14 protein-coding genes and 1 other annotated feature are annotated in these 15,890 nt (G+C 37.6%); of the genes, 3 read left to right on the forward strand and 11 right to left on the reverse strand.

Translation table 11 applies throughout. The annotated features are described in order from the left end of the window. Window positions 1–10 precede the first annotated feature (10 nt). The 5 genes from FHY60_RS14760 to FHY60_RS14780 form a co-directional block, all read right to left on the reverse strand. A complete protein-coding gene (locus FHY60_RS14760; protein WP_139905748.1) occupies window positions 11–997 on the reverse strand; it encodes a sugar phosphate isomerase/epimerase in 987 nt (328 codons plus the stop codon). Between the two features lie 97 nt (window positions 998–1,094). Then, window positions 1,095–1,535 carry an HIT family protein gene (locus FHY60_RS14765; protein WP_139905749.1) on the reverse strand — a complete coding sequence of 147 codons (441 nt, stop codon included), beginning with the start codon at window positions 1,533–1,535 and terminating at the stop codon, window positions 1,095–1,097. Window positions 1,536–1,712: 177 nt separating this feature from the next. Continuing rightward, a complete protein-coding gene (locus FHY60_RS14770) occupies window positions 1,713–3,053 on the reverse strand; it encodes a SpoVR family protein (protein ID WP_139905750.1) in 1,341 nt (446 codons plus the stop codon). A 6-nt stretch (window positions 3,054–3,059) separates the two neighbouring features. After that, window positions 3,060–4,232 carry a sporulation protein YhbH gene (gene yhbH, locus FHY60_RS14775; RefSeq protein WP_139905751.1) on the reverse strand — a complete coding sequence of 391 codons (1,173 nt, stop codon included), beginning with the start codon at window positions 4,230–4,232 and terminating at the stop codon, window positions 3,060–3,062. Between the two features lie 4 nt (window positions 4,233–4,236). Further along, on the reverse strand, window positions 4,237–6,159 hold the full coding sequence (locus FHY60_RS14780) for a PrkA family serine protein kinase (RefSeq protein WP_139905752.1): 1,923 nt from the start codon (window positions 6,157–6,159) through the stop codon (window positions 4,237–4,239). A 145-nt stretch (window positions 6,160–6,304) separates the two neighbouring features. Further along, window positions 6,305–6,576: a binding site (T-box leader), on the forward strand. Between the two features lie 145 nt (window positions 6,577–6,721). Here FHY60_RS14780 and FHY60_RS14785 point away from each other — a divergent pair. Continuing rightward, window positions 6,722–7,243 (forward strand): tryptophan transporter, encoded by a 522-nt coding sequence (locus tag FHY60_RS14785; RefSeq protein ID WP_139905753.1) that lies wholly within the window; start codon window positions 6,722–6,724, stop codon window positions 7,241–7,243. Window positions 7,244–7,428: 185 nt separating this feature from the next. Next, on the forward strand, window positions 7,429–7,854 hold the full coding sequence (locus FHY60_RS14790) for a DUF3842 family protein (protein ID WP_139905754.1): 426 nt from the start codon (window positions 7,429–7,431) through the stop codon (window positions 7,852–7,854). On the opposite strand, the gene FHY60_RS14795 is transcribed toward FHY60_RS14790, so the two are convergent. Then, on the reverse strand, window positions 7,849–8,229 hold the full coding sequence (locus FHY60_RS14795) for a YkvA family protein (protein WP_139905755.1): 381 nt from the start codon (window positions 8,227–8,229) through the stop codon (window positions 7,849–7,851). The genes FHY60_RS14790 and FHY60_RS14795 overlap by 6 nt on opposite strands. A 206-nt stretch (window positions 8,230–8,435) precedes the next feature. Here FHY60_RS14795 and FHY60_RS14800 point away from each other — a divergent pair, with 206 nt between their 5' ends. Beyond that, window positions 8,436–10,457: a methyl-accepting chemotaxis protein gene (locus FHY60_RS14800; protein WP_163215756.1), complete on the forward strand. Its 2,022-nt coding sequence runs from the start codon at window positions 8,436–8,438 to the stop codon at window positions 10,455–10,457. 139 nt (window positions 10,458–10,596) lie between these two features. Here FHY60_RS14800 and FHY60_RS14805 read toward each other — a convergent pair whose 3' ends face one another. The 5 genes from FHY60_RS14805 to FHY60_RS14825 form a co-directional block, all read right to left on the reverse strand. Beyond that, the gene (locus tag FHY60_RS14805) at window positions 10,597–11,700 is read right to left on the reverse strand and encodes a C40 family peptidase (RefSeq protein ID WP_139905757.1); all 1,104 of its coding nucleotides are present in this window, start codon (window positions 11,698–11,700) and stop codon (window positions 10,597–10,599) included. 243 nt (window positions 11,701–11,943) lie between these two features. After that, the gene (locus FHY60_RS14810) at window positions 11,944–12,147 is read right to left on the reverse strand and encodes a heavy-metal-associated domain-containing protein (RefSeq protein ID WP_139905758.1); all 204 of its coding nucleotides are present in this window, start codon (window positions 12,145–12,147) and stop codon (window positions 11,944–11,946) included. 19 nt (window positions 12,148–12,166) lie between these two features. Continuing rightward, window positions 12,167–14,611 carry a heavy metal translocating P-type ATPase gene (locus FHY60_RS14815; RefSeq protein WP_139905759.1) on the reverse strand — a complete coding sequence of 815 codons (2,445 nt, stop codon included), beginning with the start codon at window positions 14,609–14,611 and terminating at the stop codon, window positions 12,167–12,169. Window positions 14,612–14,638: 27 nt separating this feature from the next. Continuing rightward, window positions 14,639–14,905, reverse strand: coding sequence for a metal-sensing transcriptional repressor (locus tag FHY60_RS14820; protein WP_139905760.1), 267 nt, complete (start codon window positions 14,903–14,905; stop codon window positions 14,639–14,641). A gap of 144 nt (window positions 14,906–15,049) precedes the next feature. Next, the gene (locus tag FHY60_RS14825; RefSeq protein ID WP_139905761.1) at window positions 15,050–15,730 is read right to left on the reverse strand and encodes a hypothetical protein; all 681 of its coding nucleotides are present in this window, start codon (window positions 15,728–15,730) and stop codon (window positions 15,050–15,052) included. Window positions 15,731–15,890: the final 160 nt, after the last annotated feature.

Raw genomic sequence — 15,890 nt, forward strand, 5'->3', positions numbered from 1 at the left:
ATCACTTCCTTTATAGAGTCAGCAGTTCCTTCACCCATCTGTAGCATTGGTTTAGTTCTTCATCACTTATCCAGTCTGACCGATGTTCAAACATTACTTTGAAATTTGAATTTTTTCGCTTAATTATCTTTAAGTATTGCTCAATGGGGGCCCACCCCTCTTCAGTTCTTAAATGAGGTAGTACCGGATGATGGCTTTTCTCAAGATTATCTCTTACCCTGACATTCCAAAGATGTATTACTTCTGCATAGGTAGCAAATCTCTCAATAATGTCAACAGCATTAAAGTTTTTGTCCAGCTGATCTTGTAAGTGCAATCTTCCGGTATCCAGGCACAACTTTACCTTGGGATACTTATCAAACAGATATTCAAGAAAATCGCTCTTATAGATGTACTTGTTTAATGCATCCAGCTCCAAAACCGGTACAAAGTCATACTCCAAGCTCTTCTGTGTAAGCCATTTAAACAATTCTTCACTTTTCTCCCTAAAGAACTCAAAGGAATATTGTGCTTCAAATATATATTCACTGCTGTCGGCAAAACGCCAGTTGCTCCAATCTACCACTTCATCTAAAATCACAGGCTTGGGATAGTGAAATAGCACATATTCCGGTTTTATTCTAGTTAAAAACTTTAATTCATCTTCTATTAGTTTAAAAGCCCCCTGCCGTTTTTCCTCATTCAAAGATAGAAACTGAGGGTCCCTTAATTCAGATATTCCACTACGAAGTGGATAATGTACTCCTATTTTAAAACTGTTATTCTTTGATTCCTTTATAAGACTTTCAATGTCTTCATTAGTTTCAAGTAAACAAGCCTCGATACCAACAAAAACTAAAACGAATATCATAAATTTAATTAATTTAACTATCTTTAAATACTTTGAGTTAATATTCAATTTATTTTTTAGGGAACTTATTATATTTGTCTTGCTGCAAAGATAAGCTGAAAGAAAGCTGCCAATGATTACAGCAATAATTATTGATAAAATATCCATTATCTCCTAACCTTGTCCTCTCTATTATCTTTATATAACTCAGCAAATGGATCCCATCTGGCTTTTCTTATCCATTTCCCTCCATGCCAAAAATATTCTATTCCGCGTTTATAAGCGCAGATAGTTTTGAACAGAATTTTAGTACCGCTTCCCTATTACCCCTAGGCGCTTCCGGCCATTCATCTACTTTTACTCCCCAATATTCCCTTGGCGACCCCTTATACCTAGGTACAATATGAAAATGAAGATGAGGTATATTATGTCCTATTACAAATGAATAAACATGCTCTACCGGAAACTCTTTCATATATACAGCGCTAGTTCTCTTCATCATCCTGCCTACAGCACAGGATTCTTCGTCATTCATATCAGCTAAGCCCGGTATATGTCTCTTCACTTCTATAAAAACATAGCCAAGATAGACTTCTCCCTCCCCCGGATCTAAGTGATATATTGCAACCGCCTGATCTTCATATATTTTAAAGTCACTGGCATTATTTTCTCCCTTGTGCTTTTTGCATATAAAACAATTTTCCATAGCTTACCCCCTAACTAACTAACTAAATTAACCAATAATGTATAATATTATAACACAAAGACTTTTTAATAGATTATCTTCCAAAATATTTAACTGAACATTCTTCATAAAAAAGAGATGTTACAATTGTAACATCTCTTTTTTTATATTCTACTTATACCTAATATTCTGCTGTCCTTAACTCACTAGCACTACTTCACTGTCATACTGTTTTGTTTTCAACTTTACATTATGGCCCCAAAGCTGGGCCACATACTTTAACGTAGCCTTTGCATAGTCCATACTCAACTCTCTGCCATCGTAGACATGTTCCAGTACCAGCGTTTTATCCTCCTTTGATACATCAACTACTCTTATCACCGGTACCACTCCCATTCCACAATTACTGCACAGCATGTTCCTTATAAAAGTCCAGCCTGTTTCGTCGGATACTTCCTGTATTACATAGTTGCTGCCGTCCTTTACATACTGGAAGAGATTCAACTCTTCACACAATTCCTCTGTGAGATATCTTCTTAGGAAGGAAGCATCTCTTTCCAGCTTTCTTACTTCAAAGATTTTATCTCTGCCATAGGTATTGTACAGATACTCAAATATCTTAAAGCCTACATAATAAGGATTCAGCCATCCAAGTCCCGGAGCAATTACATCATTATGTCTTTTAATAAATTCAAGATAGAGGCTGTCGGGGAGCTTTAACTGCTTTAAGATATTATAGTGCCAGAAGCTTGCCCAGCCTTCATTCATGATTTTAGTTTCAATTTGAGGAATAAAGTAGGCAGTTTCTGTTCTCACTATCTGTATCAGATTTCTTTCCCACTCCTCCAGTGCTCCATATTTACTGATGAAATATAATAGGTCTTCCTCCGGTTCAAGGGGAATTTTATTTATATCCGGAAGTCCTTCCTTTACATAGGGCTTCAGAATGCTGAATTCATCTTTCTTTCTCTTGCAGGCTTCCAACATTCTCTGTCTAATTTCTTCATCCTTTAGTCTTTTTTCACCTATGACTCTGCTGGTTTGGAGCTTTATTGCATGGGCGGCATCAAGTATTTTCTCCACATTTTCATAGCCAATGCTTGGATCATTGATATAGTCTCTCACCCTGTCTGCATGGCTCTTAAACATTTCTACAGTATAATCAGCTTTGGTACCTTCAGTAAAGAGGCGGTTATTTTTGAAAAAGTCATTATGTCCATATACGTGGGCCATAGTTAGAATTTGGAGCAGAAGAGTATTCTCCTTCATTAGATAAGCTAAGCAAGGATCAGAATTTATTACCATTTCATAAGGAAGGCCTGTAAGATTGTATCTGTACATTGTTCTATTTTTTTCATAGGCCTTTCCAAAGCTCCAATGAGGATACCTGGAGGGCATACCTAAGTAGGCCTCATAGGCCAACATATCCTTATAGCCTATTAGTTCAAATTCCTGGCGGTAGTAGCTAAGTCCCATAGCATCAGCCATGTCTTCAACTAGCTCATTCCACTTTTCAAGGTCTTTTATTGTATAATCCAAGCTGCCTCACCCCGCAATCTGCTTTTTAAGCATATATTTTAAGGCATTCCATAAATCCTTTTTCTGTTTAATGGTCACCGCAATAAAGTTATTTTTCTTTACTCCCTTAACAAGCTTATCCTTAATAGAGCTGGTAAAGAAACCGTTCATTATTTCTGCATATCCAAACATATTGCATACCTCCGCCAGCTTGTTGGCAGCCTCTACTGCTCTAACATTGTCCTCTGACCAGTTGTCTCCATCACTGACATAGAAGGCATAAAGGTTCCAATGGGCTGGGTTATACCTCTTTTCAATGATCTCCAGAGTCTTGTTGAGACCACTGGAGATATAGGTTCCGCCGGATTCTGCCTTGTGAAAGAACTCATACTCATTTACTTCCTTTGCGGTAGTAGTATGAGATATAAAGGCTATCTCCACATTTGTATACTTAGCCTTAATGAATTGAGAAAGTATGAAGAAGAAGGACCGTGCTAAATACTTCTTTGTAATATCCATAGAGCCCGATACGTCCATGATGCAAAATATTGCGGCATTACTCTCTCTTTTAACGGTCTTTTTTATCCTGTAATATCTTAAATCCTCATTCTTAAATGGAAATCTTTCAAGCTTTTCACTGAGTCCTGCTTCTCTTAAAGCTCTCTTTCTTCCCTGCTGCCGTTTTATTTTCTCCATAACGGTGCGCTTTTTAGCTAACCTTGGATTTATGCCGTGTCTTTGATAGCCAGCCTTCTTCACACCGTCTTCCACCAAAACCTCAGACTGCTTTTTCTTTTTCATATCCGGAAGGTCCAAGTCTTGAATAAGATAATTCAGTACATCCTCGATTGTAATTTCTGTTTCGTATATATCCTCTCCCTCTTCATTTCCGGCACCATTGTTTCCCTGGACTTTTCCTGCCACCTTGTCTTGGCCAATGATTTGTCCTCTCTTCTCTGTGCCATCTCCGCTGCCAACAGCAGGGTTATTTTTACCAAATATAAATTGATACTCCTTCAGTCCCCTTATGGGAATCTTTATCTTTTTATCCTTACTCTGTCCTATTATACTTTCCTCCGATAATAGGTCCCCCAGATTCTCCTTGATAGACTTTTCTACCAGCTGTCTGTGTCTCCTTTTATCCTCCACTGCCCTGTCATGCTCTATGGGATTTAAATCATGATCCTTAAATATTGCCATGGGATCAATCCTTCCACAAGTTGTTAGCAGCGTATTTTAAGATTATATCACAGCAGTGGTCACAATATCCTTCGGCCTTCATTTGCTCTACCATGGAATTATACTTTTCATCCTGTTCCTTATCCCTTACTCTGGACTTAGTTACTATCCTGGACAGCTCCTTTACGGAACTTGTAAGCTTCTTTTCAATAGCTTCCTTTAGTGGTTCATAGGATTCATAATTGATCTTTCCACCATTTCTTACCACATAGAACATATAAGAGGTTACATCACTCCTAAAGCCCTTGCAGGAGCTTTCCGAAACCCCAATCTGCTCCTCAATAGACCGCATAAATTGTTCATCAGGCTGCAGTTCCTCTCCTGTAGATTTATCCTTTAATTTTGACTTATTCACAAATGCCTCGGCATTATCAATATAGTTATCAAACAAGCTCTCTGCCTGTTCTCTGAAGCTGTGTATAAAGGCCTTGGTGATTTCCTTTTCAAGTATCTTATTATATTCCTTCCTAATGGTATCCTGGATAAAGCCCATATATCTTTTCTTTACATCATCTGCTGCATCCAGATCTTTCACTGATTTTATCATGCTTTCCATGATGCTCAAAGGATTTATACAATCATGCTCTGAGTTTGATATTGCGTTATCTATTGCCTTAACAATAAATCTTGTAGAGATTCCATCCATCCCCTCATTTAGACCTGCTTCTTCACGAAGTTCCATAATATCAATTCGTTTAGTAGTGCCCTTTTCCACGATTTCCTCCCCATTGTAAATCCTAAGCTTGGTAATGGGATCCACCTTGTTGGAAGGCTTTAGTCTGGTAAGTATGGCAAACATGGCTGCCATCTCAATGGTATGGGGGGCAATGTGAGCCTTGAAATTGCTCTTTCTCAGTATCTTTTCATAGATTTTTACTTCTTCAGTCTGCTCTAAGCAGTAAGGAACTTCGATTTTTACTATTCTGTCCAGAATTGCCTCATTTGTATGATCCGACTTAAATCTGTTCCACTCAGCTTCATTTGAGTGGGCAATAATTATTCCATCGAAATAAATCATAGATCCCTTACCTGGAGAAGGAATAGATTTTTCCTGTGTAGCTGTAATAATGGTATGAAGGTATTCAACATCATTTTTGAACACTTCAATAAACTCTACCATTCCTCTATTACCAACATTAAAGGCCCCATTCAGGGAAAATACTCTTGGATCATCCTCGGAGTACATATCCATCTTTGAAATATCCACAGAACCGGTAAGGATAGAAGTGTCTTGATTGTTTGGGTCTACGGGAGGCACAACCCCTATTCCCTTTCTTGACCTTATGGAAAAGGACGTGGTGGTTACGGGGAAGTTCTCATATTCGCCTTTGTAATCATTCAAAAGCCTATACTTACAAACCGGGCACAAGTCTCCCTCAATTTCAACTCCAAGCAGGTCCTGAAATTTTGGTCTCAGGTGCTTAGGTACTAGATGAAGTGGTTCTTCATGCATTGGGCACCCTTTTAGAGTATAAATAGGATCTGCTGACTCCAAGGCTTTCTTTAGGGCTTCCACCAGGGAAGACTTTCCTGCCCCTACAGGACCAACAAGGTACAATACCTGCCTGGCTTCTTCCCCCTTCATGGATGCAGAGTAAAAATAATTTACTATTTTCATAAGGACTTTATCAATGCCATAAAAATCCTTTTTAAAGAACTCGTATCTTTTTATAACTTCATTTCCGTATATCTTTCTTATCCTTTGATTTTCTTCCGGCTTTAATATTTCAAAACCTTTTTCTATTATAATATCGTACATCCTTTTATGCGCCAGCTTTGCAATACCAGGATTTTCCTTCACAATTTCCAGGTAATCCAGAAAAGTGCCTTCAAATTTGAATTTATTTTTGGACTCTCTGTCACTCTGGATAATATCTTTAAATCTCATGACAAACCTCCAATAATTGTTTGCTTATAAAAATATATGTTGAGACTAGCTATCATCATGACAACTAATTTTATATATAAAAAATAATCAGAATTTTCTATTGACTTTTCCGCTTTATCATAGTAAAATTTATATAAATTAATAACTATATTCTGTGAAGAGGAAGAGTAGCCTTGAAGTTTAGTTTCAGAGAGTCGGGGATGGTGTAATCCCGATACGATAGCTCTTGGTGAATGGCCCTCCTAGAAGTAAATCGAAATCCTTATTTACAAGGAGAGTAGTGGTTACCGGAAGCCAACCGTTATCTTATGGATAGGATATGTTTGTATCCGAATAGAGATGTACTTTTGTTTTATATATGCTTATAAAATAATGGTATAATTTAGGTGGCACCGCGGAATTGTCTCCGCCCTATATAGTATAGGGCGGAGTTTTATTTTTCAATGAATATATAAGAAAAAATATAAGGAGGTGATCCCTATGACCTGAACGCTTGAATATCACTGGCGAAACTCAGCAATCATCAATAATATTATTTTGAATTGTAAAGGAGAGATTTTTAATGAATACAAGAAAATTAACTCTATCATCAATATTATTGGCCATAGGGCTTGCTCTACACTATATGATACCCGGAACCTTGGGAGCTATGAAACCTGATACCCTGCTTTCAATGATGTTTATTGCTATTTTAATTTGCGACGACTATAGAAGTTCTATAGCTATTGGTGCGGCTGCCGGTATATTAACAGCATTAACAACCACCTTTCCTGGTGGACAGGCTCCTAACGTTATAGATAAAATAATTACTGCTCAATTGGTATTTCTCCTGATTAGGGCTACGAAAAGATTTCATCATCAAGTCAGAATGTTTGTACTGGCCATAATGGGAACCTTAATAAGCGGAACAATATTTTTATCTTCCGCCCTTGTGCTTGTTGGCCTACCCGCCGGCACTAATTTTATCGGTCTTTTCCTAGCTGTAGTACTTCCTGCTGCAGCAGTTAACACTGCACTATGCATACTTGTTTATAATATTTTACACGCTACCACAAGAAGAACTTCTTATAACCTTAATAGATAACCGAATTATTCCAATAATAAAGGCGGTGTATATTCAAATGTCAATTATAATTTGGTATACCTGCCCTTTTCTATTGTCTTTTCTTTAATAACCTCTTCCTGTTGTTCTAATCTTTACAAGCCTCAAATTATGTGACAATATAATATTGAAGATATCTATTTTACTATACCAGGGAGGAAGCAAAAATGAGGATAGCAATTATGGATGGACAAGGTGCCGGCTTGGGTAAAAGCATAATAAAAAGGCTGCGAAAAGAATTTGATAATAATATTTATATCGTTGCACTTGGAACAAACACCATAGCTACCTCAAATATGGTACGAGCCGGCGCCAATGTTGGCATCACCGGAGCCAAGGCCATATGCTCCTTTTGTAACAGTAAAAAAGTAGAGGCCCTCATAGGTCCTATAGGCATTCTCTGCAGCGGAGCATTGGATGGTGAAATAACTGCCGAAATGTCATCAGCTATTTTCAATCTGGATTGCAAAAAGTATATACTCCCACTAAGAATGCATGAATTTTATATACCCGGAACAATAAGTCTTCAAATAAAGGATATGATTGAAGAAATAATTTGTGACCTAAAGCGCTTAGAGCAATTTATTCTATAAAAACCTCATCAGTATCAGCGCAATAATTATAAGCCAAATAATTAATATTACTGCTGCCGCCACCCAATTTTGCTTGCCTTCTCCCTGGGAGGCATTTTCTGCTTCTTGTCTGCATTGCCCTAAAATATCTTTGGGAATTAAGCTTACAGCAATGTATATTCCTAAAGGAATCAATATCAAATCATCCAAATATCCTAAAACCGGTATAAAATCCGGTATAAAATCAATTGGGCTAAGTGCATATCCTATGACCATAATAGAAAATACTTTAGCATACCAGGGCACATCTTTTCTTTTATATGCTATGTACAAGGCAGCTAACTCTTTTTTGGATCTTGTAATCAATTGTTTAACCTTTATTTTTATCTTACTCATTTTTGTTCCCTCGATAATATTCGTACTTTCTATATTATACAACCAGTGTTACAGACTTAGCAACTTACAGTTTATGCAATATAATTCCAATATTAATAATGATTATATTTAATATGTTTAAAAATTACATTGAAATTCAGTATAATACGTCATATAATCTTATATATAACGGATTTTTTGTCAAATTCCGCAACGAGGTGAAGATATTGAAACAATCCATTTCTGAAAAAACAAAAAAATTACCGTCATTAAAAAAAGAGCTTACTAAGCTATTAGCTACCGCTGCACTACTGCCTTTCGTTTTAATAATTACCGCCAGCTTTTGGTCTTTGACCAAATATGTCAAATCAGACTTCAAAAACATCATCAGTGGCAATATCGCAAGGGTACATGATGCAGTAAGTAACTTATCTTCTGCGAACTCTGATTTGGTAAACTTTATATCAAAGGACCCTAATGCTATTAATCTTTTTAAAAATTCGGACAGTGCGAAATGGTTAAAAAGCAGCTTGGACAATTTTATATCAATCCACAAGAATATTACGAATGCATATGTTGGTACAACTAAAAAAGAAATGATTCTCTCTCCTGCTCAAACGCTTCCTCAGGGTTTTGACCCAACCACAAGAGATTGGTATAAAGGTGCATTAGAAAAAGATGGGGAAATTTATATTACACCGCCATACGCTGATGGGGGGAACTATGCAGATTTAGTAATCACTTTCTCAAAAACCGTTAAGGACGATGAAGGAAACCTTGTAGGTGTAGCTGGTATTGATGTAGGTCTAAAAAAACTTACTGAATCCTTGGCCTCCGTTAAGTTAGGACAAGATGGTTTCGCCATGGCCATCGACCGCAGTGGTACTATTATAGCTCATAAAGATGAAGCTCTTCTAGGTAAGACCAGAGCAGAACTAAGTTGGCTAAATAATATAATTGAAAATCCAGCTACTGAGTTTATTGTAGATATAGATAATGAAGAATTTATGGGCTTCAAGAACCTTGACACTAAAACCGGGATATCGGTAATCGGACTTATTCCTGCCAAAGAAGTTCTCGGCAAGGTTTTACGAGCAATAGCACTACCTATTTTAGTGGTTATTTTTTCCTTAACCTTAGTTGTATTAATGGGAGCACTATTTAGCAAAAAATTAACCACACCAATAAAAGAGCTTGTAGGTGTACTGAATAAAGTTAAACAGGGTGATTTCTCGGAAAAAGCTAGGGAACATAAAAGAAATAATGCCGAAATAGCAATGATAACAGCTTCCGTAAATTCCATGATAGATGATATGGTGATTATGCTGGATAATATAAAGGGTACTTCCTCCTCTCTGAAAGAAGCTTCTGATGCCTTATTTATCATAACAAAGAATTCAAGCGCAGTCAGTGAAGAGGTTGCTAGAGCTATTCAGCAAATTGCCACAGGTTCTAATGAACAAGCTGATTCCTTAAATGAAGGAGTATCACTTTCAGAAGCTCTTGGAAAGGACGTGGAGAACTCCATTTCAATTTCTATAGAAATGACTAAAGCTACCAGTGAAGTGAAAAATTCTACGTCTGAAGGCATGAACTCTATTTCTCAATTAAAAGAAACCTTTAATAAAAATAATGAAGCTAGCATGCTGGTACTTAAGATGTCTGAGCATCTGGTTAAAAAGTCTGAAGAAATAGGTATAATTACAAATACAATTAGATCAATAACAGAACAAACAAATCTGTTAGCCTTAAATGCAAGCATAGAAGCTGCAAGAGCCGGAGAAGCCGGCAGAGGCTTTGTGGTCGTAGCTGAGGAAGTCCGAAAATTAGCAGAGCAGTCTGCAAAATCAGCTCAAGAAATATCGGACGTAATAAAAGATGTAAGCTCCAGTATTCAAAGCTTACAGCAACAGATCAATTTTACCTTCGACTTAAATCAAAAGACCGGTGAAAATGTAGAAAGTACAAGCAGAGGCTTTGATAACATAAAAAAATCCATACTGCTGCTTGAGAACAACGTAGGACAAGTTACAGATGCGCTTAACCAAATTTCTAAGAAGAAAGATGAAGTTCTCAGCCGTATAACCAATGTTGCTTCTGTAGCCCAGGAAAATGCTGCAACAACCGAAGAAGTCAGTGCTTCGGCTGAGGAACAATCTGCAGGTATTCAGGAAGTTGTTCTTGCCTGTGAAAGACTTAATTCCTTATCTGAAAACTTAAACAAAATAGTGGAGAAATTCCATATCTAACTTGAAGGTGTGTACCCTGGTGCACACCTTTCTTAATTGACAGTTGACAATTGCCGATGATAGCAAACAAAAAGAGCTAGGTTCTACCTAACTCTTCTTATTGTGATAAAGTTTTCCCTTGTCATTGGGAAAATCTTAATTACATAACTCTTCTTCCTGTAATAAAGTCTTTTCTTGTCATTGCTGATATTTTAACTACATCTCCGGTTCTAGGTGCATGTATGTATGCATTGTCTCCAACATAAATTCCCACATGATTTGGTACACCATTTTTACCAAAGAACACCAAATCCCCAGGCTTCAGGTCAGCCTTTGAAACTTCTACACCATTTTTTATCTGATCCTTTGTAGTTCTCCCTAAATATACACCAAAATGAGCATAGACATACCTTGTAAATCCGGAGCAGTCAAAACCCGGATCTGGAGTAGTACCTCCCCATACATAAGGAGTGCCCAGGAAATTTGATGCATAGGCTAGTACATTATTTGACGTTAAATTGGCAGCTCCTCTTGAAGGCACATACTTAGGAGCTTGTTCCCTGATTGCATTAATCCTTTCTGTCGTGGCATCTACTAGAGCTTGAGACTCTCTTACCCTGGCTGCAAAAATCCTCTCTTGTTCCTTTAGCTCTTCCACAAGCTTCTTCTGAACAGCTATAGTTTCTTTAATTTCCTGAAGCTTTCGTTCACTTTCCTTTTGTAGTGTTAATACTTCATTCTCCTGAGCAGCAAGCTCCTTTTTATGTTCTTCAAGAGCATTCCTCTTTTCCTGAACCTTTGCTATCATCTTTTGATCATATTCTGCAATGGTTCTAACTGCTTCTACTCTTGATATTAAATCCCTAAAGCTTTCAGCCTTAAGAATTATTGATAAGTAACTAGCTTGTCCACTCTTATAAATTCCACTAAGTCTCTTATCAAGCATATCCTGTTCTTTTTGAACCTCTAGCTCTGCTTGAACTATGTTGTTTTCTGTAACCTTTTTTTCTTCTTGGATCTTTACAGCTCTTTCTTTATACTCCTCTATCAGAGCCATGGTCTCTTCAATCTTTACGTCCAGATTTTCCAGCTCTATTTCTATTTCCTCTCTCTTGTCCTCTACCTCTTGTAAAGCCCTCTTATCCTGCTGCAGCTGCTGTTTTTCTTTGTTTAGTTTCTCAGTAAGGGGTTCTGCATAAGAAACCGTTGTGCTCATTAATAATGTCACTACTAAGGCAGTAATAACATTTTTCTTCTTTAGCATATCTCCACTCTCCTTTTCTCATCTTGTTTATTATACAATATAAATGTGAAAAAAACATGAAGATTAGCAAATTACCACAAATTACTATGTAACTAATCTCTTGTCTTTAACGTACTCTTCTTTATATGTTACGTATTGACCTGAATTTTTAAGGTGTGGAGAGACTGCCATAATTTTAAGGGGCTGTTGCCATATTTGTTATGTGCAACAGCCCCTTGGAATTATAACTTTTCAACTATTTTTCTAGCCTTCTATTTTTACAACATCGTAGCCAGCATCTTCGATAGCAGCTTTTATTTCTGCATCTGTAACATCACCTTCAAAGGTTGCAGTCTTAGTAGCTAAGTCTACTTCTACCTTTGATACTCCCTTTAATTCCTCCAAAGCCTCCTTAACGTGTCTAACACAATGTCCACAGCTCATACCTTCTATTAATACTTTTTTCATATATTTGTATCTCCTTTCATCATGGCTTAAAGCCTTTTAATCTTAATGCATTTAATAAAACAGAAACTGAACTAAAGCTCATGGCTGCCGCAGCGATTATTGGATTAAGCAGCGGTCCTATATTTAGCAGGTATAGGATACCCATGGCCACAGGAATTCCCAAGGTATTATATCCAAAGGCCCAGAACAAATTCTCCTTTATATTTAGTATAGTCTTTCTGCTGAGTTTTATAGCTGTAGGCACATCCATAAGATCACTTCTCATTAAAACAATGTCTGCCGATTCCATTGCTACGTCTGTACCGGACCCAATGGCCATACCTATATCTGCCTGGGCCAAGGCCGGAGCATCATTAATTCCGTCTCCTACCATGGCAACTTTCTTGCCTTGAGCTTGAAGCTTCTTAACCTCACTGGCCTTATCCTGGGGTAGTACTTCTGCCAGTACCACATCTATACCAACCTGCTTTGCTATTGCCTCTGCAGTCTTCTTATTGTCTCCTGTAAGCATAGCAACCTCTATGCCCATTGAATGAAGCTTTTCAATGGCCTTCTTACTGCTGCTTTTCACTGTGTCTGCCACAGCGATAATTCCCCCAAGCTTTCCTTCTATGGCCACATACATCGGTGTCTTTCCTTCACCTGCAAGCTTATGAGAAGTATCTTCTAATTCTCTTAGGTCAATGTTGTGCTCTATCATAAGCTTCTTATTCCCAAGTAAAATATTCATTTCATCCATATCTACCTGTATTCCATGGCCGGGTATTGCCTTAAAGTTATCCACCTTTTTAAAATCCAGGCCAATTTCTTCAGCTTTCTTAACAATAGCCTCTCCTAAAGGATGCTCAGACCCCTTCTCAGCACTGGCTGCCAATTGAAGAAGATAACTATCATCAACCCCGGACACATTTATTATATCAGTAACCTTTGGCTTTCCTTCTGTTATAGTACCGGTTTTATCAAAGACTATAGTTTGAATTTTATGGGCGGTTTCTAAGGCTTCCCCGCTTTTTATAAGTACGCCGTACTCTGCTCCCTTGCCTGTTCCAACCATTATTGCTGTAGGGGTTGCTAGTCCAAGAGCACAAGGACATGCAATAACTAAAACAGAAATAAATATAGTCAATGCAAAAGTTGTCGTCACCCCACCAAATATATACCATGCTAGAGCTGATACCACAGCAATGCTTATTACTATTGGAACAAAATATCCGGATATAATATCTGCCATCTTTGCTATTGGCGCCTTGGAGCCTTGGGCTTCCTCAACAAGCTTAATTATCTGTGAAAGTGCAGTATCTTTACCTACCTTTGTGGCCTTGTATTTGATATAGCCGCTTTTGTTTATACTTGCACCGATAACCTTACTTCCCGGTAACTTTTCAACGGGTATACTTTCACCGGTAAGCATGGACTCATCTATGGAAGTCATTCCTTCTACCACTTCCCCGTCTACCGGCAGCTTTTCACCGGGTTTTACTACTACTATGTCACCAACTTCAACCTCATCTATGGGTATCTCAACTTCTTTTCCATCTCTTACAATTACAGCAGTTTTAGGAGCCAGCCCCATGAGCTTCTTTATAGCCTCTGAGGTTTTACCTTTAGTAACGGATTCAAGGTACTTACCTAAAGTTATAAGTGTCAATATAACCGCAGCAGACTCAAAATATAGCTTATAGGCATAATCATGATTTCCCCTGTAAATTTGAAACACCGCAAATACTCCGTAAAGGAAGGCAGCTGAAGTACCTATGGCGATTAGGGAATCCATATTGGGGTTTCTCTTAATAAGTGTTTTAAACCCAATCCTGAAAAATATATGACCAACTATCATTACGGGAGTAACCAATAGCAATTGAATCAAGGCAAAATTAAGTGGCGCTGTCATTGGATCTATCTGTTCAGGTAACATATATCCTACCATATGGCCCATGGATATAACCAGTAGAGGAACCGTAAATATTGCCGATATTACGAAACGTCTCCATAAGGCTTTAATCTCGGCTTCCTTTTTCTCTTTGTCCACATCAACTGTAACTTCTTCATCCAAGGCCTTATATCCCGCCTTTGTGATTGCTCCCTTTATGTCCGAAAGTCTTACTTTTGATGAATCATAGGAAACCAAGAGCTTTTCTGTAGCAAAGTTTACACTGGCGCTCTCAACTCCTTCCAGTTTTGAAACTGCTCTCTCAACTGCTCTTACACAAGCTGCACAGGTCATTCCCTCTACTTTTAATGTTTTACTTATGCTTTCAGTCAGTGCCTTATATCCGGCCTTTTCTATTACCGCCTGAATGTCGGCAACTGAGAGCTTAGTCTCATCAAATTTGATATTGAGCTTTTCCGTGGCAAAATTCACATTAGCTTCAGATACCCCCTCTAATTTTCTGGAAGCCCGTTCTACAGCCTTTGCACAAGCTGCACAGGTCATTCCCTCTATCTTAAGAGTTTTTTCTGCCATCTTTATACCTCCTTTTTAATTAATAGTCTATTTGTCAATAAGCTTCTCTAGGATGCCCATGACCTCTTCCATCTTTTCCTCACCATTATCATGCATAAAGGCATTTTTTACACAGTGATTCAGGTGCTGCTTTAAAATGAGCATATTTGCTTTTTTAAGAAGAGACTGTGCTGCAATTATTTGATTTGATATATCTACACAGTATCTTCCCTCTTCTACCATTTTTATAATACCTTCTATTTGGCCCTTGGAAGTCTTTAGAGCCTGCAGAGCTTTCTTCTTATCTTCAACCATTATTATCACCTTTTCCTTTTGCTCCCCTCCCCTGGGGGGTGTCTTTATTATAAAATAAAAATAACTAAAAATCAATGCTATATAATATTTTTTTCATGCTCTGCACCTTTTATTCATGCAGGGGCTGCAAGAGCCCCTATGCTTCTATTTCAATTTATATGCTTTCACTAACTTACCGTCTTCTTTAACTTCCCAACCACTGCCGGATAGCTTATTAACATCTAAACCTGCTTCTACCAATGGCTTTGCGTCAAAAACAAATACCATATCTGATTCATTTGCTCCCAATGACTCTGTCCATTGAACCTCAAAGCCCTGACCCAAAGATATTACGTATTTTTTTGCATCTGGATTATAAGTAATCAGATTATTATCAGTTTTTATTATGTTTTTCATCGCATCTTCATAGCCTTCTGTCTGAAATCTCTTATCGCTTACGTTATAAGGCTTTATTAGCCTATTAGGCAGCTGTTCTGTGCCTTCCTTTGCGGCAGGTTCAAATAACCATTGATTTTTATCAAGTTTTGTTACATCTAGTCCTGCATTAATAAAAGGATCTGCCAAAGCTACTATGGCCAAATCTGCTACGTTAGCTGCTGTATCCTTAGTCCATTCAAACTTTTCTCCGGATGGCATCTTTATTCCCCAGTGTGAAAGTGCATCATGATAGCCTATCTTATCTTTATTTTCCTTTACAACGGCTGTGAAAGCTTTATATGCCTTATCACCCAGTTCACTTCCTGTGGAACCTTTGCTGCAACCTGTAAAAGACACACCTATTACAAGAGCTAGAGTAATTGCTGCTGCTTTTGATTTCTTTAACATAATTATTCTCCTTTTCTTAATTATTATTCCTATGTTAATAATAATATATATTTGTGAAGATTTTATGTAAAATAATATCTGTATCCTTAGCAACTTGTATCAATAATTCAGTGTCAAAGAACCAAAAGCTCAGGACAAGCTTTAAATGCATAGTCGGTAC

This window comes from Clostridium thermarum, assembly GCF_006351925.1.
GTDB classification, from domain to species: Bacteria; Bacillota; Clostridia; order Clostridiales; family Clostridiaceae; genus Clostridium_AU; species Clostridium_AU thermarum.

Bases quoted from the DNA above. Each gene is read 5' to 3' on its own strand.
- FHY60_RS14760 (WP_139905748.1), bottom strand. From the start codon at position 997: ATGGATATTTTATCAATAATTATTGCTGTAATCATTGGCAGCTTTCTT.
- FHY60_RS14765 (WP_139905749.1), bottom strand. From the start codon at position 1,535: ATGGAAAATTGTTTTATATGCAAAAAGCACAAGGGAGAAAATAATGCC.
- yhbH (WP_139905751.1), bottom strand. From the start codon at position 4,232: ATGGCAATATTTAAGGATCATGATTTAAATCCCATAGAGCATGACAGG.
- FHY60_RS14780 (WP_139905752.1), bottom strand. From the start codon at position 6,159: ATGAGATTTAAAGATATTATCCAGAGTGACAGAGAGTCCAAAAATAAA.
- FHY60_RS14785 (WP_139905753.1), top strand. From the start codon at position 6,722: ATGAATACAAGAAAATTAACTCTATCATCAATATTATTGGCCATAGGG.
- FHY60_RS14790 (WP_139905754.1), top strand. From the start codon at position 7,429: ATGAGGATAGCAATTATGGATGGACAAGGTGCCGGCTTGGGTAAAAGC.
- FHY60_RS14795 (WP_139905755.1), bottom strand. From the start codon at position 8,229: ATGAGTAAGATAAAAATAAAGGTTAAACAATTGATTACAAGATCCAAA.
- FHY60_RS14805 (WP_139905757.1), bottom strand. From the start codon at position 11,700: ATGCTAAAGAAGAAAAATGTTATTACTGCCTTAGTAGTGACATTATTA.
- FHY60_RS14810 (WP_139905758.1), bottom strand. From the start codon at position 12,147: ATGAAAAAAGTATTAATAGAAGGTATGAGCTGTGGACATTGTGTTAGA.
- FHY60_RS14815 (WP_139905759.1), bottom strand. From the start codon at position 14,611: ATGGCAGAAAAAACTCTTAAGATAGAGGGAATGACCTGTGCAGCTTGT.
- FHY60_RS14820 (WP_139905760.1), bottom strand. From the start codon at position 14,905: ATGGTTGAAGATAAGAAGAAAGCTCTGCAGGCTCTAAAGACTTCCAAG.
- FHY60_RS14825 (WP_139905761.1), bottom strand. From the start codon at position 15,730: ATGTTAAAGAAATCAAAAGCAGCAGCAATTACTCTAGCTCTTGTAATA.